Origin of the sequence: Paraburkholderia sp. BL6665CI2N2 (assembly GCF_004366535.1) — a bacterium.
Taxonomy (GTDB): domain Bacteria; phylum Pseudomonadota; class Gammaproteobacteria; order Burkholderiales; family Burkholderiaceae; genus Paraburkholderia.
In genome coordinates, this window is sequence record NZ_SORC01000001.1 from 5,260,069 (window position 1) to 5,282,143 (window position 22,075).

Here is a 22,075-nt window from a genome sequence, read left to right on the forward strand (position 1 = left end):
AAACGCGCGGTCAGCGCCGCGCGTTCGTTTTACTCAATACAGAAGCTGGAAAACCGCTCAGAACGCCTTCTTCCAGCCGCCGCCATAAGCGATTTCCGCGAGCGGCAGACGCTGACGCACCGACTTCTCGCGCTCACGCAACACCGGATCCAGTTTGTCGACGTCGCCGTAATGACCGAGCGAAATCATCGTGATGACTTCGACGTCGTTCGGCAGCTTGAATGCGGCGCGGAACGCGTTCGGGTCGAAACCGCTCATCTGGTGCGCGGCCAGGCCGAGCGCATGCGCCTGCAAGACCAGCGCCATCGCCGCGGCGCCTGCATCGTACGGTGCGCAGCGATTCACCTCGCCCTTGTTGGTCAGTGTATGCGTAGTCACCGCGATCAGCACCGGCGCGGGCGCATTCCAGCCCTGGTTGAACGGCACCAGCGTGGCGAAGGCCTGCTTGAACGAGACTTCATCGACGCTGCGGTCGAATACGAGAAAACGCCACGGCTGCGCGTTATACGAAGACGGCGCCCAGCGTGCCGCCTCGAGCACGGAGTGCAGATGCTCGCGGCTCACCGGCTCGCTCGAATACGCGCGCGGGCTCCAGCGGCCTGCAATCAGCTCGTGAATGGCAATTGCGGTAGGGGCGGGTTTGTTGGTCATGCGCTTCTCTCGGTCGAAATTCATGATCGACGGGCAACTGCCCGGGGGTCACATAGCATAACCGGGCTTCGGCACGCGTGCGCCAACAAGCGAGCAGTTTGTTTAGCGCCGGCTGCAATAGCAAAACGGCCCCTTGCGGGGGCCGTCGTTGTCGCGATGCCCGAACAGCCGCGCGCGGTTTCAAACCGGTGCATTTGCCGACATCGTGCAGGTCGATTGCGTGCGGCTCTACGCCACCTGCGGTTCCGGCACTTTGGCGGGCCGGTTGATCCGCAACACGATCACCGCCGCCACCAGGCACAAGCCGCCGGAAATCATCGACGCTACCGTGTACGTACCGAGGCTCGCGCGCAGCATACCCGCGCCGAGCGCCGCGAACGCCGCACCGAGTTGATGCCCGGCAACGACCCAGCCGAACACCACGGGCGCCGATTCCTTGCCGTAGACATCGGTGGCCAGACGCACGGTCGGTGGCACGGTCGCGATCCAGTCGAGGCCGTAGAACACGGCGAACAACGGCAACCCGAAGAAGTCGATGCCGAACGCGTGCGGCAGATACATCAACGACAACCCGCGCAGACCGTAGTACCAGAACAGCAGCACGCGGCTATTGAAGCGGTCCGACAACCAGCCCGAGAGGGTCGTGCCGAACAGATCGAAGATGCCCATCGCGGCGAGCAGGGAAGCGCCCTGCACTTCCGTCATGCCGTAGTCGCCGCACATCGCGATTAGATGCGTACCGACATAGCCGTTGGTGCTCGCGCCGCAGATAAAGAAGCTGAAGAACAGCAACCAGAAGTCGCGCGTCTTGCTGGCCATGGCGAGTGTGCCGAAGGCGATCGCCAGCGGATTCTGTTTGGTGACGGTGCTTTCGATGGGCGAATCGTGCGGTTCGCCGTACGGGCGCAGCTTCAAGTCGACCGGGCGCTCGGGCAAGAGAAACGCCACCAGCGGAATCACGACCGCGGCCGCAATGGCGACGACCCACACCACTTGCCGCCAGCCGTGGTGCTCGGCGATGGCGGCGAGCATCGGCAGGAACACGAGTTGGCCGGTCGCCGAACTCGCCGTGAGAATGCCCATGACGAGGCCGCGCCGCGTGGTGAACCAGCGCGTCACCACCGTCGCCGAGAGCGACAGCGCCGCGACACCCGTCGAGCCGCCGACCATCACGCCCCAGATAAGGACCATTTGCCACGGGTGCGTCATCAGCGACGACAGCGCGACGCCCGCCGCCATCGTCCCCAGCGCGGCCAGCAGCGTGGGACGCACACCGAAACGTTGCATCGCCGCCGCCGCGAACGGTCCCATCAGACCGTACAGCGCGATATTCACGGAGATCGCGAGGGAAATCGTTGCGCGGCTCCAGCCGAATTGATGCTCGAGCGGCAGCATCATCACGCTCGGCGTGGCGCGCGTGCCGGCCGCCGCCAGCAGCACCAGAAACACCACCGCGACGGTCAACCAGCCATAGTGGAAACGTCCGCCAATCAGTCTTGCTGCCCAATTCATGGATTCTCCAATCGATACCTGCTCCGCAGGGCGACGCCGCTTAGATTGTTACGTGTTCGGTAAAGGACTTGTGACAGATCAGTCACAATAGGTGTTGCGATCTTAGTTACTGCTCGGTAACATGTCAAGGCGTTAATTGAGTTCACGTGGTCATCCATGTCGCACAGTCAAACCCCAAAGCCGGCCGTCGCGCGCCGCACGCGCGGCGCGCAGACTGCCGGCCCGCAGGCGCAGCAGCACTTGCTGCGTGCCGCGGACGAGTTGTTCTATCGCGAGGGCGTGCGAGCCGTCGGCGTGGACGCGGTGGTCGAGCGCGCCGGCGTGAACAAGATGAGCTTGTACCGGCAATTTTCGTCGAAAGACGAGCTGGTCATGGCTTACCTGGAGCGCAAGGACGAGCAGTTCTTCAGCTATGTGGAGCGGAGCTTCGCCAAACATCCGGGCGAACCGGCAAGGCAGCTACAGCAATATTTCGACGACCTCGCGGTGCGCGCGTCTGTCGACGATTATCGTGGCTGTCCTTTCGTGAACGTGTCGGTGGAGTTTCCGGAGGCGGCGCATCCGGCGCGGCAATTCGTGTTTCGCAACAAGGCTCGCTTAATGGCGCGGCTCACGGAACTGACCACGGCGGCCGGCGCCGATGATCCGGTAGCGCTCGCCAATGCGCTGGGTTTGATGATCGAAGGCGTGTATGCGGCCAGTCAGACCTACGGGCCCGGATGCGGGCCCATTCTGGCCGCGCCGAAAGTCGCCGCACAGTTGATCGCCGCGGCGTGCGGCAGCGGCGGCAGCGGCGGCAGCGGCAGCTAACCGAATTTTCTGCTTTGGCGTTCTGCTTGAGCGAGGCGCGGATCGACGCCGGTCCGCCCGTTAAAATGGCGCTTTATCTCCCGCGCCGCCTGCCATGTCGTTGTCCGCCGAATCCCACGATGCCGTTGTTGCCGCTACTCGTCACTGGCTGACCGAGGCTGTGATCGGCCTCAATCTCTGCCCGTTCGCGAAGGCGGTCCATGTGAAGGGACAGATTCGCTATGCCGTCAGCGATGCCGTGGACATGGAAGGCGTGCTGACCGATCTGGAAACGGAGCTTCAGACGCTCGTCGCCGCCGACCCTGATGCCGTGGATACGACGCTGTTAATCGTGCCGCAGGCGCTCAGCGATTTTCTCGACTACAACGATTGCCTGTTTTTCGCCGAACGCATGCTCAAGCAGCTTCGGCTCGAAGGCGTCGTTCAGATCGCGAGTTTCCATCCGTTTTATCAGTTCGAAGGCAGCGAGCCCGACGATATCGAGAACTACACGAATCGTGCGCCGTATCCGATTTTGCATTTGCTGCGCGAGGACAGCATCGAACGCGCGGTTCAGGCTTTTCCCGACGCTGAAGAGATTTACGAGCGGAATCAGGAAACGCTCCGGCAAATCGGGCTGGCGGGCTGGAATGCGTTGATGAAGCGTTGATGAAGCGCTAATACGCGCAACGGTCCGCAAAAGCGACCGTGCACTGCCGCCCCATCAGTCTCAAACGAAAAACCGTTCCTTCAGCTCCTCGATCCCGAGGGTTTCCATCACCTCGTTCAGGCGCTCGGCCGGCCGACGCCTCGGCAAATCCTTGTACTGGGCGATGATGAGTTCGTTCTTCATGGAATGCTCCCAACCGACCAGCTCGGTCACGCTGACCTGATAGCCGTGCGCTTCAAGTTGCAAACACCGCAGCACGTTCGTGATCTGGCTCCCGAACTCCCGCGTGTGCAACGGATGCCGCCAGATTTCCGTGAGGGCGTTGCCGAGCGATTTGCCCTTGTTCTGCCGCAAAACCCCCGCCACCTCGGCCTGACAGCACGGCACGACCACGATGTACTTCGCCTTCTTTTCGAGCGCGAAGCGCAGCGCGTCGTCGGTTGCGGTGTTGCAGGCGTGCAGCGCGGTCACGATGTCGATCCGGGCCGGCAAGCGGTCCGACGTGATCGAGTCCGCCACCGACAGATTCAGAAACGACATGCCGGTAAATCCCAGCCGTTGGGCCAGTTCCTCCGACTTCGCAACAAGCTCCTCGCGCGTCTCAATACCATATATGTGTGACGCACCGCCCGCATCGCCCTGAAATTCCTTGAAGAAAAGGTCGTACAGGATAAAACCTAGATAGGACTTGCCCGCGCCGTGGTCGACGAGGGTCACGGCGCCCTGCTCGCTCCTTAGGTCTTTGAGCAGCGGCTCGATGAACTGGAACAGGTGATAGACCTGTTTCAGCTTGCGGCGGCTGTCCTGGTTCATCTTGCCGTCGCGCGTGAGGATATGCAGCTCCTTCAGCAATTCGACGGATTGGTTGGGGCGGATTTCGTGCGTTTTGGTGGACATCGAGGGAAATCGCCAATAATTGCAGCGTGAACGTGCGACAGGCGACGGAAAAAGGGAAAAGTTGCTGCCAGTTTACCCAAAGTGCGGCTTGCTGACCGAAGGAGCCGCCAAACCATGCCAGAAAGAGCACAAACCTGGAACACTTCCTGCACGAAAAGCGCCGCGTGGAAAGGTTTCGGAAAGGTACAAAAGCAGCTTGCGTGACGGTCGGGCACGATGGTGCCTGGCGTTCCGCCTATAACAACGGGCTGCGGCCGTGGCTTTCACCACGCGAACCGAATGCATGTGGGGAGGACGGTCCCGGAATACGGGCCGAACGTTACGTAACCAGCAGCGCGCCGAGACTTCAAGCGGACGCGTGCTCGGAAAATAGAAGAGGCGGCAATGGATACGGTACCCAACGGAAACGTCGAACAGAAATTTCAGGAAATGCTGGCGAAACTGATCGCCACCCCGGCGTGGTCCGAGAAGCAGCAACTCGAACTGGAAATGGCGCGCGACATCTCGACGGAGATGCTGCGTCTGGCCGAAGTCATGCGGGACGGCAGCGTGGACATGGAAACCTGTCTGACCATGCTCAAGTACGCCAAAGTGCTCGACTTCGTCATGACTACGCTGGCTTCGCGGCGCGATATCAAGCCGCAAACGCTGCGGGTGATCTTCAAGCTCGCCGGGTTGAAGGTGGACGAGGCGTACCCCGGCTAGGACCTGGTTCGACGATGCTGCGACCCGCGCGGGCGGCAAGACGCCGTTCGCGCGGGTCGCTCGTTCTGTAGCTCCCCAAAAGACAGCACCTCACGCGCGTGGCGCTTCGACCGGCGGCGTGCCGTCGTGAAAGAGCGTCTTGAGTTGCGAGCGCAATTCCGGCGAATCCGTATGTTCGTGCACCGTGACCGCGTGCTGCACGGCGGCGTCGAGCAATTCGCTCTCGCTGTCGGCAGACAGGGCGACGGTGCAGTTCGTTTCGCTCGGAAACTCGCGGCAATCGATGTATTTGCGGGACATGGCAGTCTCCTTGATTCAGATGACGTTCAGACATCCACGCAGGCAGCAGACGCGCGGACCAGATCGCCGGCCGTGACACGGCGGCTCCGATTGCGCGGACAGCGCCGGGTGGCGGGGAAGGTGGCGAGTTGATCTGACGCGAGGAAGACGCGTGCGGCGTCCGATGGAAGGTGTCTGAAAAGTATAGGTCGCGCCGCTCGATAACAAAGGCACCGAAGCAAACCGGCCGGATGCAGGACCGCCTGAACCCAGCCTATTTCGGCCTGCCGATCCGCTCGCGCGTTTGCCCTGCGCTGTCCACGGTGTGAAAATAGCGGCCTTCGCGCCGCCGGATCATCCGAACCGTCGGCGCGCCGCCACTTCCGCTCTTCCGCAGGCCCGCATGTCATCCTCATTCCATTCCGCCCGCGTCGCCGTCATCGGCGGCGGCCCCGCCGGCTTGATGGCCGCCGAGGCGCTCGCGCAGCAAGGTGTGCAGGTCGACGTCCATGACGCCATGCCGTCGGTCGGCCGCAAGTTTCTGATGGCGGGCAAAGGCGGCATGAACATCACGCATTCGGAGCCGCTCGAGCCGTTTCTCGGCCGCTACGGCGCGCGCCGCGAGCAGCTCGCGCCCCTCGTGCGGGCCTTCGATCCCGACGCTTTGCGCGCGTGGCTGCACGAGTTGGGCGTGGAGACCTTCGTCGGCAGTTCGGGGCGCGTTTTTCCGGCCGACATGAAAGCCGCGCCGATGCTGCGTGCGTGGCTGCATCGACTGCGCGAAGCGGGCGTGCGTTTTCACATGCGCCACAAGTGGTGCGGCTGGGACGCCGAAGCCGGCGACGCCGCCACGCATACGCTCCGTTTCGCCACGCCGGACGGCGAGCATGCCGTCACCTTCGACGCCGTGGTGTTTGCGCTCGGCGGCGCAAGCTGGCCACGTCTCGGCTCGGACGCCGCGTGGGTCCCGCTGATGGCCTCGCGCGATGTGCCCGTCAGGCCCCTGCTGCCCGCGAACTGCGGCTTCGACGCCGACTGGAGCCCCTATCTGCGCGAGCGTTTCGCGGGTCAACCGGTCAAGCCCGTGGCCATCACGCTCACCGACGTAGACAATAAAGTCCACAATCGACAAGGTGAAATACTTTTGACCGAAACGGGCCTCGAAGGCAGTTTGATCTATGCCTTATCGGCCCAGATTCGGGAGCGGATTCTGGCTGACGGCGACGTCACGATCATGCTCGATCTGGCGCCAGGCCTGGCTTTGGAGCGAGTCGTCGCCGAAGTCACGCGGCCGCGCGGCTCACGTTCGATGTCGAGCCACCTGCACGGCCGGATCGGGATTGGTGGGGTAAAACTGGCTCTGTTGCATGAGATTCTGTCGAAAGAAGCTTTCGCGGACGCCAACGGTCTCGCGCACGCGATTAAGGCGCTGCCGGTGCGGCTCACGCGCGCCCGTCCGATCGCGGAAGCAATCAGCACCGCCGGCGGCATTCCCTTCGAGGCGCTCAACGAACATCTGATGATCGAGCGCCTGCCCGGCGTCTTCTGCGCGGGTGAAATGCTCGACTGGGAAGCGCCGACGGGCGGCTACCTGCTCACAGCCTGCTTTGCCAGCGGCCTCGCGGCAGGGCGCGGGGCGGCGGCGTATGTCGGCGGCGCATCGACCTGACGCGCCGCATTGCCGCTCTCGTTGTTGAGCGAGCCGCAATGCGTCTCACCGCTTAGCGCGCCTTCAGACGCCACAGCGACGTCACTTCGGCCATGCGCGCCGTGTGCAGCGCATCGGTTTCATCGGTCGACTTGGGGTGACGCGGACGAATGTCCTCGCGGCCCACCACGCTCAAACCCGCCTTGTCGATGGCCGCCAGCAACCAGTCGCGCGTGCGCAAACCGAGATGCTCGGCGAAATCCGACATGATCAGCCAGCCTTCCCCGCCCGGCGACAGATGCTCCGCCAGCCCGTTAAGGAAGCCAAGCAGCATGCGACTTTCCGGATCGTAGATCGCGTACTCGATCGGCGAAGCAGGCCTCGCCGGCACCCACGGCGGATTGCACACCACGAGCGGCGCGCGTCCTTCGGGAAACAAATCGGCCTGCACGACGTCGACCTGCTGGTCGTAACCGAGACGCGAGAGGTTTTCGCGCGCGCAAGCGAGCGCGCGCGGATCCTGATCGGTAGCGATGATTTTCTTCACGCCGCGTTTGGCGAGCAGTGCCGACAACACGCCCGTGCCCGTGCCGATATCGAACGCCTTGTTCAGCGAAGGCAGCGGCGTGCGCGCGACGAGATCCACATATTCGCCGCGCACCGGCGAGAACACGCCGTAATGCGGATGAATCCGGTCGCCCAGCGCGGGAATCTCGACGCCCTTCTTGCGCCACTCGTGCGCGCCGATCATGCCGAGCAGTTCACGCAGCGACACGACCGACGGTTCGTCGTTCGACGGTCCGTAGGTTTCGATGCAGGCTTGCTGGACATCGGGCGCGCGGCGCAGCGGAATGGTGTACGCGGCGTCGAGCGGAATCAGGATCATGCCGAGCGTACGCGCGCGTTGCGACTGCGCTTGGCGATGCAGGTTGAATGCGTCGAGCGGCGTTTCGCCCTGCTTGCGCGGCTTGCGCTCCAGTCGGCGCGCTACCGCTTGCAGCAGCTGGCGAGCGTTCTGAAAATCGCCGTTCCACAGGAGCGCCGTGCCTTCGCACGCGAGTCGGTACGCGGAATCGGCGGTGGTACGGTCGTCCGCAACGATGACGCGCTTGGGCGGCGGCACGGCTGCTTCGGAGCGCCAACGCGCGGTGCGGGGGCCGTCGGCTTCGGGCCAGGTGATGGTTGCAGGGCTGGTCATGGTGAGGTGGGATCGGTGTTGCGGGAGCGACGCACTGAGGAGGCGCGTCATCGGGGGCGGTGCCCGCCGGAGTAATTGGAAGCGTTGCCGACTGACGCCCGAATAGTACCTCTGTCGTCCGGGTCCGCGGTGCGCTATTCGCCGGCCGGACGGGTAACGCGCGTTATCCGGCCTCGGTCGACAAATCGTAGACTTTGTAGTCCACAATCGACAAGGTGAAAGAGATATGGTGATTTTGGACCGATTTGCGCCTCACCGATATTTCATGAAACCAGTCCTTTGCAGGCGGAAGCGCCGTGCAGCGGCGCGGGGGTGGTGACTTCGTCGATAAGCGCGCACCAAGAAAAAACGGGGTTTCTGATTGAACAGAAACCCCGTTTAGTACAACTGGTGCCGGCTGCAGGACTCGAACCCGCCACCTCATGATTACAAGTCAAGCGCTCTACCTGATGAGCTAAGCCGGCATGAGGCCGTGATTCTACTTCATTTTACGATCTTGAGGCGAGCCCTTCCGCCGCCTTTTGAGCCATCGTCGTCAGGCTGCGGTCCGGTCGCCTCGCTATCCGCTTTGGCGGTGGCAGCACCCGTAGCGGGCGCCGTTTCAACCGCTCGCGGCGCGGGCGCTTCGGTCTCGTCCGCCACTTCCGCGTCCGCGCCCGAATCCTGCGCTTCACCGCCTGCCGACTCGACCGGGAATGCCATGCCCTGGCCGTTCTCGCGCGCATAGATCGCAAGAATGTTGGCGATCGGCACCTCGATCTTGTGCGACTTGCCGGAGAAACGCGCGCTGAACTCGATCCACTCGTTGCCCATCTGCAGCTGGCTGGTCGCCTCGAAGCTGATGTTCAACACGATTTCGTTATCGCGCACGAACTGACGCGGCACGCGCGTCTGATTGTCGACCCGGACCGCGATGTGCGGCGTATAGCCGTTATCCGTGCACCACTCGTAGAGTGCGCGCAGCAGGTAGGGCTTGGTGGAAATCTCTTGCATCTACAGTCCTCTAACGGACGCGGGCCCGCGCTCATTCAACCGCGCGGCGCCCGCGTCCAAAAGCCAAGCTCAACGACGCATCACCTTTTCCGAAGGCGTCAGCGCTTCGATATAAGCCGGGCGGCTGAAAATGCGCTCGGCGTACTTCATCAGCGGTGCGGCGTTCTTCGACAGTTCGATGCCGTAATGATCCAGACGCCACAGCAACGGCGCGATCGCGACGTCGAGCATCGAGAACTCTTCGCCGAGCATGTACTTGTTCTTCAGGAAGATCGGCGCGAGTTGCGTCAGGCGATCGCGGATCGCGAGACGGGCTTTCTCGTGATTCTTCTCCGCAGCCTTGCCCTTTTCGTTTTCGAGCGTGCCCACGTGCACGAACAGCTCTTTCTCGAAGTTCAGCAGGAACAGGCGGGCGCGGGCGCGCTGAACCGGATCGGCCGGCATCAGTTGCGGGTGCGGGAAGCGCTCGTCGATATACTCGTTGATGATGTTCGATTCGTACAGAATCAGGTCCCGTTCGACGAGAATCGGCACCTGACCATACGGATTCATCACGGCGATGTCTTCCGGCTTGTTAAACAGGTCGACGTCGCGGATCTCGAAGTCCATGCCCTTTTCGAACAACACCAGCCGGCAGCGCTGGGAGAACGGGCAAGTTGTGCCGGAATACAGAACCATCATGTTTACGTTTCCTCAAAAAGCTGAAAGGCCAGCGCGCGGAAAAACCGTCCAACAGGTTTTTCCTGGCGCCGGCCCCACGCCGGGTGACGGCGTGATTATTTGATATGTTTCCAGTACGCGGCGTTCAATCGCCAAGCGAAAAAGCTCAGGATACCGAGGAACAACAGCACCCACACGCCAAGCTGTTTGCGGGTTTTCTGGGTCGGTTCGGACATCCATGACAGGTACGACACGAGGTCGGCCACAGCAGAATCATAATCTACCGGCGACATCGTCCCCGGAGTGACCTGCTGGAAGCCGACAAATTTGTGTACCCTCTCGCCAGTTTTTTCGTCGGTTTCATCCCCGAACTTCGCGGTACGTTCGCCCTGAAGCTGCCACAGCACGTGAGGCATGCTCACGTTTTCATACACCAGATTGTTCCAGCCGGTCGGCCGCGTATTGTCGCGATAAAAAGTGCGCAAATACGTGTACAGCCAGTCCTTGCCGCGCGCCCGCGCTTCCACCGACAAATCCGGCGGACTCGCGCCGAACCACGCTTGCGCGTCGGCCGGCCGCATCGCCACGGTCATCGTGTTGCCGACTTTATCCGTGGTGAACAGCAGGTTCGCCTGAATTTCGTTCGGAGTAATGCCGATGTCGGTCAGGCGGTTGTAGCGCATCAGGTTCGCGCTGTGGCAATTCAGGCAGTAGTTTACAAACAATCGCGCGCCGTGCTGCAAGGACGCGAAATTTTCCGCGTTATCCGGCGCGCGGTCGAGAGGGAAATTCTCGTCCGCGTAAGCCGGGGCGGCCAGCACCGCGAGCAGTGTCGCGCCGATCAGCGCGCACTTCGTAAGCAGTTTTTTCATTCGTGTTCTCCTGGCTCGCGATTAGTGAGGCTTGAACCGCACCCGCTCGGGCGGCTGCTTGAACGTGCCAAGCCGCGTCCAGAACGGCATACCGAGGAAAAACGCGAAGTAGATCAGCGCACAGACCTGCGCGATCAACGTGGCGACCGGCGACGGCGGCTTGGTGCCGAGGAAAGCCAGCGTCAGGAACACGAGCACGAAGATCCCGTAGAACACCTTGTGAAAAAACGGCCGGTAGCGAATCGACTTGACCGGCGAGCGGTCGAGCCAAGGCAGGAAGAACAGCGACACCACCGCGCCGCCCATCACCACCACACCCCAGAACTTCGACTCGGTCAACGCCATGGCCAGGATCACCAGCACTGCGAGCACCGGCAGGCCGAGTTTCCATTTGCCGCGCGCGCGCACCAGCGCGAGCACGCCGAGCAACCCGATTACCACCATCAGCACGATCTTGAACGGATCGGTCGTGGCGCGCAGCATCGCGTAGAAGGCCGTGAAGTACCACACCGGAGCGATTTCAGGCGGTGTTTGCAGCGGGTTGGCCGGCACGAAGTTGTTCGCTTCGAGGAAGTAGCCGCCCATCTCCGGCGCGAAGAAAATGATCGCCGCGAAGATGATCAGGAACACCGTGACACCCATGAAATCGTGCACCGAGTAATACGGGTGGAACGGAATGCCGTCGAGCGGAATGCCGTCCGGGTCCTTCTTCGCCTTGATTTCGATGCCGTCCGGGTTGTTCGATCCCACTTCGTGCAGCGCGACCAGGTGGGCGACCACCAGACCGATCAGGACCAGCGGAATCGCGATCACGTGAAACGCGAAGAAGCGGTTCAGCGTGACGTCCGAGACCACATAGTCGCCGCGAATCCACAGCGACAGATCCGGCCCGATGAACGGAATCGCCGAGAACAGGTTAACGATCACCTGCGCGCCCCAGAAGGACATCTGGCCCCACGGCAGCAGGTAGCCGAAAAACGCTTCAGCCATCAGGCACAGGAAAATCGCGCAGCCGAAAATCCACACCAGTTCGCGCGGCTTGCGGTACGAGCCGTACATTAGCCCGCGGAACATATGCAGGTAGACGACGACGAAAAACATCGACGCGCCCGTGGAGTGCATATAGCGAATCAGCCAGCCCCACGGCACCTCGCGCATGATGTACTCGACCGACGCGAACGCGAGCGTTGCGTCGGGCTTGTAGTTCATGGTGAGGAAGATGCCGGTGACGATCTGGTTGACCAGCACCAGCAGGGCAAGCGAACCGAAGAAGTACCAGAAGTTGAAGTTCTTCGGCGCGTAGTACTCGGAAACGTGCTTCTTCCAGGTGGAAGTCAGCGGAAAGCGCCGGTCGATCCAGCCGACCAGCCCGGTCGTCTCTACTTCGTGTTCGATCGCCATTACGCGTCTCCTTTCTCGTCCTTGCCGATCACGAGGCCGGTGGCCGAGGTGAACATGTAAGGCGGAATGTCGAGGTTCTGCGGCGCAGGTTTGTTCTTGAAGACGCGGCCGGCCATGTCATAGGTCGAGCCATGGCAAGGGCACAGGAAGCCGCCTGGCCAGTCGTCTGGAAGATTGGGCTGCGCGCCCTCCTGGAAGCGCGGCGTTGGCGTACAGCCCAGATGGGTGCACACGGCGACGGCGACGAAAAGGTTTTTGTGGTCGGTGCGTGAACGGAACTCGTTGTTGCAGTACTCCGGCAACGGCATCGAAAAAGGATTCTTGGTGTGGGGATCCGCTACTTCGTTATCGGCTTTCTGGACATCGGCGAGCATGCGGTCGGTGCGGTTGATGATCCACACGGGCTTACCACGCCAGGCAACGGTCTTCATGTCGCCAGGCTTGAGATCACTGATATCGACTTCGACCGGGGCACCTGCAGCCTTGGCCTTTTCAGATGGTGCAAACGAACTAACAAAGGGTACGACAGTGGCAACGCCTCCTATGCCACCTGCTACGGTCGTCGCTATCAGCCAGGTACGGCGGCTGCCGTCGACGCGTTCATCTTCCTTGTCTCGCATCACACGCCCCACTTCTGAGTTGGATTTTTCCTTCACGTCTCTTCTACCGCCGCTAGTTTGCGCGAATGGAGTCGCCATTTACAAGGCCCGATTGCCAAAAACCGTGCGAAGCCTTTGATAAATCAGGGTTACTCCGTACGGATCGCAAACTTTTTCGCACCTCCTTTTAAGTGCCCTCTGCGTTATTCGTGCCTTTTTCTTCCCTAATGCGTTTTGCGTAATTCGTGCGATTCAAACCGGATTAGGGATATCGATAAAGAGATGCTCGATATCGAACTGCTCGGACAGATGCTTGCCCACCGCCTGCACGCCGAAGCGCTCGGTGGCATGGTGGCCCGCCGCGAGAAACGCGACGCCGCTTTCCGCCGACGTGTGCATCACCGATTCCGACACTTCGCCGGTCAGATAAACGTCGGCGCCCGCGTTGATGGCCGCGTCGAACATGCCTTGCGCGGCGCCCGTGCACCAGCCCACGCGGCGCAGTTCGCGGTCCGCGTCGCCGAATACGAGTGGCGTGCGGCCGAGCGTCTGCTCGACTTGCGCGGTGAAGTGCGCGAGCGTGATCGGCATGGGAAACGTGGCGAGCCAGCCGAGGTCGTTCTCGCCGAAGCGCGCGTCGCTGATCCAGCCCATCTTCTGGCCGATCTGAGCGTTGTTGCCGAACTCGGGATGGTCGTCGAGCGGCAGGTGATAGGCGAACAGGTTCAGGTCGTTGGCGATCAGCAGTTTGAGCCGCGCGTGTTTGCGGCCGGTGATCTGCGGCGCTTCGTTGCGCCAGAAGTAGCCGTGATGAACCAGCACGGCGTCCGCGCCCCAATCGAGCGCGGCCTCCAGAAAGGCCACCGAAGCGGTCACGCCGGTCGCGAGCTTATTGATCTTGCGACGCCCTTCGACCTGCAATCCATTGGGGCAATAGTCCTTGAAGCGCGCGGTTTCAAGGAGATTGTTCAAGTACAATTCAAGTTCGATCCGATCCATATAAACCTCTAGTCTTCAGATGCTTAGACGCTTTTGGCTGTTCTTTGCCCAAGCGGTGACCGTGCTGTTGGCGCTCATGTTCATCATTGCGACCCTCAAACCGCAGTGGCTCCAGCGTCAAGGGCAATTCGGCAAGCAACTCGCCGAACCGATCGTCGCGCTGCGGGAAGTAGCGCCAGGCATCGGCAGCGGCCCAGCTCAGGCGTCGTACGCGGACGCCGCGCAAAAGGCCATGCCCGCGGTCGTCAATGTGTTTTCCAGCAAGGATGGCTCACTGCCGCCCGACCCGCGCGCGAAAGATCCGCTGTTCCGCTACTTCTTCGGCGACAAGAACCGCAAGCAGCAGGAACAACCCGCATCCAATCTGGGCTCCGGCGTGATAGTGAGTTCGGAAGGTTACATTCTAACGAACCAGCACGTCGTGGACGGCGCCGATCAGATCGAAATCGCGCTGGCCGACGGCCGCACCACGAATGCGAAGGTGATCGGCGTCGATCCGGAAACGGATCTGGCCGTGCTCAAGGTCAACATGACCAATCTGCCCACCATCACGCTCGGCCGCATGGACCAGACGCGCGTGGGCGACGTGGTGCTCGCCATCGGCAATCCGTTCGGCGTCGGCCAGACGGTGACCATGGGCATTGTCAGCGCGCTCGGGCGCAATCACCTTGGCATCAACACGTTCGAAAACTTCATTCAGACCGACGCGGCCATCAACCCGGGCAACTCGGGCGGCGCGCTCGTCGACGTGAACGGCAATCTGCTCGGCATCAACACCGCGATCTATTCCCGCTCGGGCGGCTCGCTCGGCATTGGCTTTGCGATTCCCGTCTCGACGGCGAGGAGCGTGCTCGAGAGCATCATCACCACGGGTTCGGTCACGCGCGGCTGGATCGGCGTCGAACCGCAGGACGTCACGCCGGAGATCGCCGAATCGTTCGGGTTGGAGCAGAAGTCGGGCGCGATTGTCGCGGGCGTGCTGAAGAACGGCCCCGCGGACCGCGCGGGCATCAAGCCGGGCGACATTCTCATGAGCGTGAACGGTCAGGAAATCACCGACACCACGCGTCTGCTGAATGTGATCGCGCAGATCAAGCCGGGCACGGCGGCGAAGGTGCATCTCGTGCGCAAGAGCCATGAGATGGATCTGGAGGTCACCATCGGCAAACGCCCGCCTCCGCCGAAGCAGCCGGCTGAGGACAATGGCGGCGGCAGCGGCGATCAGGACGACGACGGCGGCTGACCATAGCGAAAGGCAAAGCGAATCCAACGTCCCGCAATAAGCAAGCACAAGCCATGCGCCACGTGCCAAACAAGAAGGGCAGTCCATTACGGACTGCCCTTCTTGCTTGCGTGCGTTCGCCGAAGCGCTAAACCATCATTCCGATGCGCTCGCGTCTTCGATCACCACCGGCTGCTTGCCGACGATCAACCGCGCCGCAATGATCCCCGCCTCGTACAGCACGATCAGCGGAATCGCCAGAATCAGTTGCGAAAACACGTCCGGCGGCGTGACCACGGCGGAAATCACAAAGGCGCCGACGATCACATACGGTCGAATCTCCTTGAGCTTCTTGAGCGTCACCACGTTCATGCGCACCAGCAGCACCACGACGATCGGCACTTCGAACGTCACGCCGAACGCAATGAACATGGTCAGCACGAAGCTCAGGTAATTGTCGATGTCCGTGGTCATCTCCGCGCCCAGCGGCGCGTTGTAGTGCGCCATCACGCGGAAAATGGTCGGGAACACCACGAAGTACGCGAACGCCATGCCGCACAGGAACAACGTGTAGCTGCTGCCCACCAGCGGCCCGACCAGCTTCTTCTCGTGCTGATAAAGACCCGGTGCGACGAAGGCCCAGATCTGATAGAGCACGATCGGCAAAGCGATGACGAAGGCCACCAGCATGGTCACCTTCATCGGCACGAAGAACGAGCCGGTGACGTCGGTGACGATCATCTTGCCGTCCTTCGGCAAGTTCTGCATCAAAGGCCGCGCCAGCAACCGGAAGATATCCGGCGCCCAATACACGAGTCCGACGAACACCACGACGACGGCAAGGCCGGCGCGAATGATGCGGTCGCGCAATTCAACGAGGTGGGAAATGAAGGTCTCTTCAGTGCCTTCGTCCTGGGTTTGCTGGGGGTCGCTCACGCCGGCCCTCGGTTAGAGATTGTCGTTCTGATCATCAGAAGAACCGCGTCGGACGACGCATGCTGGTCGGCGTATGCCTTGCCACGCGCGCCGCACCCGACTGCACACGCGTGCGGCGCGTGGTCGCGCGCTTGTACCAGGTGGGCATGGCCGTCTGCTTGACGCGCCAGTTCTTGCGTTTGGCCGCCGCAGCGGGCGTGCTGCCCGGCCACGAGGTAGTGCCCACATCTTCGAGCGCGCCGCCGGCAATGCTCGGTGACACCGGCGAGCCGCTGTTCCACGCGTCGTTCATTTCGGACTCGTGCTTGCGCAGGTTGTCCTGAACGGAGGTCTGGACGTTGGTCGCGGCGGCCTCGAACTCGCTTTTCATCCGACGCAATTCGTCGAGTTCGATTTCGCGCGTGACTTCGGCCTTCACGTCGTTGATATACCGCTGCGCGCGGCCGAACAACGCCCCGGCCGTGCGGGCGACGCGTGGCAGGCGCTCAGGCCCGAGTACGACCAGCGCGACGACGCCGATCAGCGCCATCTTGGTTAGACCGAGGTCCAGCATGAAGTGGAATGTCCGTCAGTAACGCGGGTAAGCCGCGGCTTAGCGGTAATCGCCGGAACGCGGCGTCTTTTCCTTTGCTTCCACGTCCACGGCGCCGTTGCGCGGCAGTTCGCGCTGCTGCGCTTCGGCTGCCGGCGTTTCGCCTTCCTTGATGCCTTCCTTGAAGCCCTTCACCGCGCCACCCAGATCGGTGCCGATATTGCGCAGCTTCTTCGTGCCGAACACGAGCGCTACGATCAACAACACGATCAGCCAATGCCAAATACTCAACGAACCCATGACTACTCTCCTTAACCCCGATACCGCACCGGATGCGGCGAAACTCGGGCGCCTTGCGGCATGAATCGAAGCGCGTACGCTTCATCTATACGTTACCGCGACCTTTTCGGCTGCAACCCGCGACACGGAATGTCATTGTGACCAGACGATCGCGTCGGCGTCGTTACAATGCGGCAAAAACAACGGCCGCGCTATTGTCCGCGACCAAAACTCGCTACACACCCCCGCACTGCCGGGTCAACCCATGCGCTGCCAGGGGCGCGGTCCCGCGAGAATGTGCGCGTGCAGGTGATACACCTCCTGGCCGCCGCCCGGACCGGTATTGATTACCGTGCGAAAACCCGTTTCGCCGCCGGTGTACGCCACGCCCAGTTGATCGGCCAAACGCGCTGCCAGGACCAGCATTCTACCAAGCAGCGGTGCATCGCTCTCGGTGCAGCTCGATAGGGTGGCGATGTGCTTGCGCGGAATCACCAGCACATGCGTATCCGCGGCCGGCCGAATGTCGCGGAAGGCGACGAACTCGTCGTCTTCGTGGACCTTGGTCGACGGGATCTCGCCGGCGGCAATCTTGCAGAAAAGGCAGTTCGGGTCGTGGCTCATCGTATTCCTGACACAGTATGGCTGAAGCGCGAAGCCGACGCGGCGCGATTCATGTCAGGCCCGGCAACCATCGGACGAAACCTAGAACCAGCCCCGCGGATTCGCGAGCGGCTTGTTATCGTACAGATACAGCCAGCCCTTGATAATACGGTACAACATCCAGATGCTCACGGCCCACAGAACCGGAATGCCGATCACCACGAACAGCAGCACGCCGCCGATCGCATAGCCCAGCAAAGCCATCCAGAAGGAGCGGATCTGCCACTCGAAATGGGCCTCGTACGGCGTGCCCACCACGTCGGGCCGCTTCACGTAGTTGATGATGATCGCGATCAGGATCGTCAGGCCGCCCGTCAGCCAGTGGACCGCATACAGCGCGTACAGCACGTGGGTGAGCGTACGCAGGCTGCGCTCGCGCTCAGGCTCGAGAGCATTGCGATAGGCCGGCGGCGGATACCTCTCGTGCGACTGTTCCATGCTTGCGTCCTCCCAAGGATGCGATCCGATGCGTTCCTGCAATATGGGCGCCGGTGCGCTCCACTTCAACACGCAAGCGCGGACCCACTACGATCAGTCGCCGTTCTGCTCGCGGTCGCGGCTCTTGCGCAGCGCCTTTTCCTCGATACCCGACATGCCTTCGCGGCGCTCCAGTTCGGCGAGCACGTCCGCGGGACTCAGATCGAAGTGCGACAGCATCACGAGGCAGTGAAACCACAGGTCCGCGACTTCGCCAACCAGCGCCTTCGGCGCGCCGCCGTGGCGGGTGTCCTTGGCGGCCAGCACGACTTCGGTGGCTTCTTCGCCGATTTTCTTCAGCACCGCGTCGTCGCCCTTGTGGAACAGGCGCGACACGTACGACACGTCCGGATCGCCGCCCTTGCGGCCGTCGATGATCGCCGCGAGGCGCATCAGCGTGTCAGTCGTTGACGTGGAATTGGACGACGTGGTTTGCGTGGATTGCGTCATTTGTAGATGTGTTCGGGGTCTTTCAGCACGGGATCGACGGCGACCCAGTCGCCGTCATCCACAGAGCCTTCGAATTTCTGGAAAAAGCACGAGTGGCGGCCGGTATGGCAGGCAATGCCCGATACCTGCTCCACTTTCAGCAGCACGACGTCTTCGTCGCAATCGAGCCGCACTTCGTGCACATGCTGCACGTGGCCGGACTCTTCGCCCTTGAACCACAGGCGTTGGCGCGAACGCGAGAAATACACCGCGCGATGAGTTTCGATGGTCTTCGCCAGGGCTTCGCGGTTCATCCACGCGAACATGAGCACGTCGTTCGTCGACGCTTCCTGCGCGATCACGGGCACGAGGCCGTTCACGTCCCACTTGACCTTGTCGAGCCAATTGACTGCCGAGGGATTCACCACGTCACAACCTCACCGAAATGCCCTGATCGGCCATGAAGCGCTTGGCCTCGCCCACGGTGTGTTCGCCGTAGTGGAAAATGCTCGCGGCGAGCACCGCGTCTGCGTGGCCGCTTTTGATGCCGTCGGCCAGATGTTGCAGGTTGCCCACGCCGCCCGAAGCGATTACCGGAATCGGCACGGCGTCCGACACTGCGCGCGTGAGCGCGAGGTCGAAGCCGCTCTTGGTGCCGTCGCGATCCATGCTGGTGAGCAGGATTTCGCCCGCGCCGAGTTCGGCCATCTTGCGCGCCCATTCGACGGCTTCAAGGCCGGTGGCCTTGCGCCCGCCGTGTGTGAAGACTTCCCAGCGCGGCGGCTCGCCGTCCGCGGAGACGCGCTTCGCGTCGATTGCGACGACGATGCACTGCGAGCCGTATTTGTCCGTGGCGTCTTTCACGAGTTGCGGATTCGCCACCGCCGACGAGTTCATGCTGATCTTGTCCGCGCCCGCGTTCAGCAAGCGCCGCACGTCTTCGACGGCGCGCACGCCGCCGCCGACCGTCAGCGGAATGAACACTTGCGAGGCGACGGCCTCAATGATCGGCAAGATCAGATCGCGCTGATCCGAGGTCGCGGTGATGTCGAGGAAGGTGAGTTCGTCGGCGCCCTGATCGTCGTAGCGGCGGGCGATTTCAACCGGGTCGCCCGCATCGCGCAGTTCGACGAAGTTGACGCCCTTGACCACGCGGCCAGCCGTGACGTCGAGACAGGGGATGATGCGTTTAGCTAGAGCCATGATCTTGCAATTCTGCCAATACCGCTGATGAGGCCGCTCGCCTGGGAACTTCAACGAGCGGCGCAAGGTAGGCTGCGGCGCAGCCGCGCCGCCGGTGAGTCGCACGCGGACGACCTGAGGCGCTCTGCCGGTGCATGGCCGCGTCCGCTTCGGTTGCCGGTGATTCGTTCACCGCGACGCCGGCCGGAAACACGAGACGCGGGCGGCGAGCACGGAAGTTCGCCTGAGCAGCCTTAAGCGTCGTCCGACTCGCGCAGCCGGTCCGCGAGGGTTTGCGCCGCCGCGAAGTCGAGATCGCCCGAGTAAATCGCCCGGCCGCAGATCACGCCTTCGATGCCTTCGTCTTCGACTTCGCACAGCGATTCGATGTCGGCGAGGTTCGACAAGCCGCCGCTCGCGATCACCGGAATCTTGACCGCGCGCGCGAGGCGCACCGTCGCTTCGATGTTGATGCCCTGAAGCATGCCGTCACGGCCGATGTCGGTATAGATGATCGACTCGCAGCCGTAGTCCTCGAACTTGCGCGCGAGATCGGCAACTTCGTGGCCGGTCAGCTTGCTCCAGCCGTCGGTCGCGACTTTACCGTCTTTCGCATCCAGTCCGACGATGATATGGCCGCCGAACGCCGTGCAGGCATCCTGCAGAAAACCGGGGTTCTTCACCGCCGCCGTGCCGATGATCACGTACGACAAACCGTCGTCCAGATAGCGCTCGATCGTGTTCAGGTCGCGAATGCCGCCGCCCAGTTGCACGGGAATCTCGCCGCCCACTTCCTCGATGATCGCGCGAATCGCGTCTTCATTCTTCGGCTTGCCGGCGAACGCGCCATTCAGGTCGACGAGGTGCAGACGCCGGGCACCGCGCTCGACCCAGTGTCGGGCCATGGCCGCCGGTTCCTCGGAAAATATCGTCGCCTGGTCCATATCGCCCTGTTTGAGGCGTACACACTGACCGTCTTTCAGGTCGATGGCGGGAATCAGCAGCATAGCAATCGGGTGTTGTCTGGGAAGGGGTTGAAGGTCGGCGGCAGCGGCTGGTGGTCCAGCCCGCCTGAACGCCGTTTCGCTAGTTTAGTACAACTCTTTCGACGCCCTTGCGTGGCGTCGTGAGGCAGCGAAAGCATGGTGTTGCGATTGCGGCGCGCGACATACGGTCCGCTTGTGGCGGAGCGACGCACGGCAACAGGATGAAGAAAGGCGCTCACGGGTTCCAGTGCACGAAGTTGCGATACACGCGCAGCCCCGCTTCGGCGCTCTTTTCCGGGTGGAATTGGGTCGCGAAGATGTTATCCCGCGCCACCGCCGAGGTAAAGGGCACACCGTACACTGTTTCGCCCGAGGTATGGGCGGCGTTGTCCGGCGCCACGTAATAACTGTGCACGAAGTAGAAGAACGCGTTGTCCGCGACGCCGTCCCACAGCGGATGTGGCTGCGCCTGGCGCACGCGGTTCCAGCCCATTTGCGGGACCTTGAAGCGCGAACCGTCGTCCTGCAACTGGCCTTCCAGGTCAAAGCGCAGCACTTTGCCGGGCAACAGGCCGAGACCTGGCGTGCTGCCCTCCGCGCTCCAGTCGAACAGCATCTGCTCGCCGACGCATACGCCCATCAGCGGCTTGCTGCGCGACGCCTCGATCACCGCTTCCTGCAGGCCGGACTCGGCCAGACTGCGCATGCAGTCGGGCATCGCGCCCTGGCCGGGCAGCACCACGCGGTCGGCCGCGCGAATCGCCTCCGGCCGATCGACGATCGCCACGTCCGCTTCCGGCGCGGCTTTGCGCAGTGCCTGGGCGACCGAACGCAGGTTGCCCATTCCGTAATCCACAATCGCTATCGAAGTTTTCATTTCAAGTTAGGCAGCAATGCCTTCAATCCATCGACGATGAATTCCACCGCCAGCGCCGATAACATCAAACCCATGAGCCGCGTGCCGATGTTGATACCCGTGCGACCGACCCAGCGGGCAATCGGTTCGGCGAGCCGCAGCGAAAAAAAGCAGATCGCCGCCAACACCGCGCCGATCGCGACGAGGCTGATCCGGTCGTACCAATGCGCCGAGCCGGCCGCGTAGATGATCGTAGTGCTGATCGCGCCCGGACCGGTGAGCAGCGGAATCGCCAGCGGCACGACCGCGATGTTGTCCTTCTGCTCGGCTTCATGACGCTCTTCCGGCGTCGACCGACTGTTGCCGATCTGCGCGTTCAGCATGTTGATCGCCATCAGCAGCATGATGATTCCGCCACCCACTTCGAGCGAGCCGACCGAAATGCCGAAGAAGCTGATGATCTGCTGCCCGAGCAGCGTGGTGATCGCGATCACGCAGAACACCGAGATCGCCGCAATGCGAATGGTTCTACGCCGCTCGGCGTCGCTCTGATTCGCCGTCAGGCTCATGAAGAACGGGATGGCGCCGACCGGGTTGATCAACGCCAGCAGCGAAATAAACGACTTCAGAATGTCCATCG

General features: G+C 62.2%; 27 protein-coding genes and 1 tRNA gene. 5 read left to right on the plus strand and 23 right to left on the minus strand.

Features of this window, described 5'->3' with window-relative positions:
* Positions 1 to 57: 57 nt before the first annotated feature.
* Positions 58 to 651, minus strand: a complete 594-nt coding sequence (locus B0G81_RS23515; RefSeq protein WP_208328550.1) for a nitroreductase family protein — start codon at positions 649 to 651, stop codon at positions 58 to 60.
* Between the two features lie 228 nt (positions 652 to 879).
* A complete protein-coding gene (locus B0G81_RS23520) occupies positions 880 to 2,163 on the minus strand; it encodes an MFS transporter (protein WP_134138488.1) in 1,284 nt (427 codons plus the stop codon).
* Between the two features lie 156 nt (positions 2,164 to 2,319).
* On the opposite strand from B0G81_RS23520, the gene B0G81_RS23525 reads away from it, so the two are divergent.
* Entirely contained in the window at positions 2,320 to 2,973 is a 654-nt protein-coding gene (locus tag B0G81_RS23525) for a TetR/AcrR family transcriptional regulator (protein ID WP_134138489.1), read from the plus strand.
* A 94-nt stretch (positions 2,974 to 3,067) separates the two neighbouring features.
* Complete coding sequence (locus B0G81_RS23530; protein WP_134138490.1) at positions 3,068 to 3,622, plus strand: DUF1415 domain-containing protein; 555 nt, start codon at positions 3,068 to 3,070, stop codon at positions 3,620 to 3,622.
* A gap of 60 nt (positions 3,623 to 3,682) precedes the next feature.
* Here the strand turns inward: B0G81_RS23530 and B0G81_RS23535 are convergent, their stop codons facing one another.
* On the minus strand, positions 3,683 to 4,519 hold the full coding sequence (locus B0G81_RS23535; RefSeq protein ID WP_134138491.1) for an SAM-dependent methyltransferase: 837 nt from the start codon (positions 4,517 to 4,519) through the stop codon (positions 3,683 to 3,685).
* Between the two features lie 384 nt (positions 4,520 to 4,903).
* On the opposite strand from B0G81_RS23535, the gene B0G81_RS23540 reads away from it, so the two are divergent.
* A complete protein-coding gene (locus B0G81_RS23540; protein WP_012434486.1) occupies positions 4,904 to 5,224 on the plus strand; it encodes a hypothetical protein in 321 nt (106 codons plus the stop codon).
* 90 nt (positions 5,225 to 5,314) lie between these two features.
* On the opposite strand, the gene B0G81_RS23545 is transcribed toward B0G81_RS23540, so the two are convergent.
* Complete coding sequence (locus tag B0G81_RS23545) at positions 5,315 to 5,524, minus strand: DUF1059 domain-containing protein (protein ID WP_134138492.1); 210 nt, start codon at positions 5,522 to 5,524, stop codon at positions 5,315 to 5,317.
* Between the two features lie 382 nt (positions 5,525 to 5,906).
* Between B0G81_RS23545 and B0G81_RS23550 the strand changes: the two genes are divergently transcribed.
* Positions 5,907 to 7,172, plus strand: coding sequence for a TIGR03862 family flavoprotein (locus tag B0G81_RS23550; RefSeq protein WP_134138493.1), 1,266 nt, complete (start codon positions 5,907 to 5,909; stop codon positions 7,170 to 7,172).
* A 52-nt stretch (positions 7,173 to 7,224) separates the two neighbouring features.
* Here the strand turns inward: B0G81_RS23550 and B0G81_RS23555 are convergent, their stop codons facing one another.
* The 8 genes from B0G81_RS23555 to B0G81_RS23590 form a co-directional block, all read right to left on the minus strand.
* The gene (locus B0G81_RS23555) at positions 7,225 to 8,349 is read right to left on the minus strand and encodes a class I SAM-dependent methyltransferase (RefSeq protein WP_134138494.1); all 1,125 of its coding nucleotides are present in this window, start codon (positions 8,347 to 8,349) and stop codon (positions 7,225 to 7,227) included.
* Between the two features lie 388 nt (positions 8,350 to 8,737).
* Positions 8,738 to 8,813 (minus strand) — tRNA-Thr (locus tag B0G81_RS23560).
* A 19-nt stretch (positions 8,814 to 8,832) separates the two neighbouring features.
* Positions 8,833 to 9,342: a ClpXP protease specificity-enhancing factor gene (locus tag B0G81_RS23565; RefSeq protein WP_134138495.1), complete on the minus strand. Its 510-nt coding sequence runs from the start codon at positions 9,340 to 9,342 to the stop codon at positions 8,833 to 8,835.
* Positions 9,343 to 9,411: 69 nt separating this feature from the next.
* Positions 9,412 to 10,023 (minus strand): glutathione S-transferase N-terminal domain-containing protein, encoded by a 612-nt coding sequence (locus tag B0G81_RS23570; protein ID WP_006052302.1) that lies wholly within the window; start codon positions 10,021 to 10,023, stop codon positions 9,412 to 9,414.
* 95 nt (positions 10,024 to 10,118) lie between these two features.
* On the minus strand, positions 10,119 to 10,874 hold the full coding sequence (locus tag B0G81_RS23575) for a cytochrome c1 (RefSeq protein ID WP_134138496.1): 756 nt from the start codon (positions 10,872 to 10,874) through the stop codon (positions 10,119 to 10,121).
* Between the two features lie 21 nt (positions 10,875 to 10,895).
* Positions 10,896 to 12,275: a cytochrome bc complex cytochrome b subunit gene (locus tag B0G81_RS23580; RefSeq protein WP_134138497.1), complete on the minus strand. Its 1,380-nt coding sequence runs from the start codon at positions 12,273 to 12,275 to the stop codon at positions 10,896 to 10,898.
* Entirely contained in the window at positions 12,275 to 12,895 is a 621-nt protein-coding gene (petA, locus tag B0G81_RS23585; protein ID WP_106284205.1) for a ubiquinol-cytochrome c reductase iron-sulfur subunit, read from the minus strand. Before petA ends, B0G81_RS23580 begins: the two co-directional genes overlap by 1 nt.
* A 231-nt stretch (positions 12,896 to 13,126) precedes the next feature.
* On the minus strand, positions 13,127 to 13,873 hold the full coding sequence (locus B0G81_RS23590; protein WP_116143901.1) for a Nif3-like dinuclear metal center hexameric protein: 747 nt from the start codon (positions 13,871 to 13,873) through the stop codon (positions 13,127 to 13,129).
* A gap of 19 nt (positions 13,874 to 13,892) precedes the next feature.
* Between B0G81_RS23590 and B0G81_RS23595 the strand changes: the two genes are divergently transcribed.
* Positions 13,893 to 15,116, plus strand: a complete 1,224-nt coding sequence (locus B0G81_RS23595; RefSeq protein ID WP_106284203.1) for a Do family serine endopeptidase — start codon at positions 13,893 to 13,895, stop codon at positions 15,114 to 15,116.
* Between the two features lie 135 nt (positions 15,117 to 15,251).
* Here the strand turns inward: B0G81_RS23595 and tatC are convergent, their stop codons facing one another.
* From tatC to B0G81_RS23650, 11 genes are all read right to left on the minus strand, one after another.
* Positions 15,252 to 16,031 carry a twin-arginine translocase subunit TatC gene (gene tatC, locus B0G81_RS23600; protein ID WP_106284202.1) on the minus strand — a complete coding sequence of 260 codons (780 nt, stop codon included), beginning with the start codon at positions 16,029 to 16,031 and terminating at the stop codon, positions 15,252 to 15,254.
* Between the two features lie 34 nt (positions 16,032 to 16,065).
* On the minus strand, positions 16,066 to 16,584 hold the full coding sequence (gene tatB, locus B0G81_RS23605; RefSeq protein ID WP_134138498.1) for a Sec-independent protein translocase protein TatB: 519 nt from the start codon (positions 16,582 to 16,584) through the stop codon (positions 16,066 to 16,068).
* Positions 16,585 to 16,623: 39 nt separating this feature from the next.
* Positions 16,624 to 16,863, minus strand: a complete 240-nt coding sequence (tatA, locus tag B0G81_RS23610; RefSeq protein ID WP_106284200.1) for a Sec-independent protein translocase subunit TatA — start codon at positions 16,861 to 16,863, stop codon at positions 16,624 to 16,626.
* A 237-nt stretch (positions 16,864 to 17,100) separates the two neighbouring features.
* Entirely contained in the window at positions 17,101 to 17,466 is a 366-nt protein-coding gene (locus B0G81_RS23615; protein WP_106284199.1) for a histidine triad nucleotide-binding protein, read from the minus strand.
* 81 nt (positions 17,467 to 17,547) lie between these two features.
* Positions 17,548 to 17,943 carry a hypothetical protein gene (locus B0G81_RS23620; RefSeq protein ID WP_106284198.1) on the minus strand — a complete coding sequence of 132 codons (396 nt, stop codon included), beginning with the start codon at positions 17,941 to 17,943 and terminating at the stop codon, positions 17,548 to 17,550.
* A 93-nt stretch (positions 17,944 to 18,036) separates the two neighbouring features.
* A complete protein-coding gene (locus B0G81_RS23625; protein ID WP_134138499.1) occupies positions 18,037 to 18,432 on the minus strand; it encodes a phosphoribosyl-ATP diphosphatase in 396 nt (131 codons plus the stop codon).
* Positions 18,429 to 18,839, minus strand: a complete 411-nt coding sequence (hisI, locus tag B0G81_RS23630) for a phosphoribosyl-AMP cyclohydrolase (protein WP_181196648.1) — start codon at positions 18,837 to 18,839, stop codon at positions 18,429 to 18,431. The genes B0G81_RS23625 and hisI overlap by 4 nt, the downstream gene beginning before the upstream one ends.
* A 1-nt stretch (position 18,840) precedes the next feature.
* Positions 18,841 to 19,614 carry an imidazole glycerol phosphate synthase subunit HisF gene (hisF, locus tag B0G81_RS23635; protein ID WP_013589770.1) on the minus strand — a complete coding sequence of 258 codons (774 nt, stop codon included), beginning with the start codon at positions 19,612 to 19,614 and terminating at the stop codon, positions 18,841 to 18,843.
* Between the two features lie 233 nt (positions 19,615 to 19,847).
* Positions 19,848 to 20,600 carry a 1-(5-phosphoribosyl)-5-[(5-phosphoribosylamino)methylideneamino]imidazole-4-carboxamide isomerase gene (gene hisA, locus B0G81_RS23640; protein WP_116118403.1) on the minus strand — a complete coding sequence of 251 codons (753 nt, stop codon included), beginning with the start codon at positions 20,598 to 20,600 and terminating at the stop codon, positions 19,848 to 19,850.
* A gap of 214 nt (positions 20,601 to 20,814) precedes the next feature.
* Entirely contained in the window at positions 20,815 to 21,456 is a 642-nt protein-coding gene (gene hisH, locus B0G81_RS23645) for an imidazole glycerol phosphate synthase subunit HisH (RefSeq protein WP_106284195.1), read from the minus strand.
* Entirely contained in the window at positions 21,453 to 22,073 is a 621-nt protein-coding gene (locus tag B0G81_RS23650; protein ID WP_116143896.1) for a MarC family protein, read from the minus strand. Before B0G81_RS23650 ends, hisH begins: the two co-directional genes overlap by 4 nt.
* Between the last annotated feature and the right edge of the window lie 2 nt (positions 22,074 to 22,075).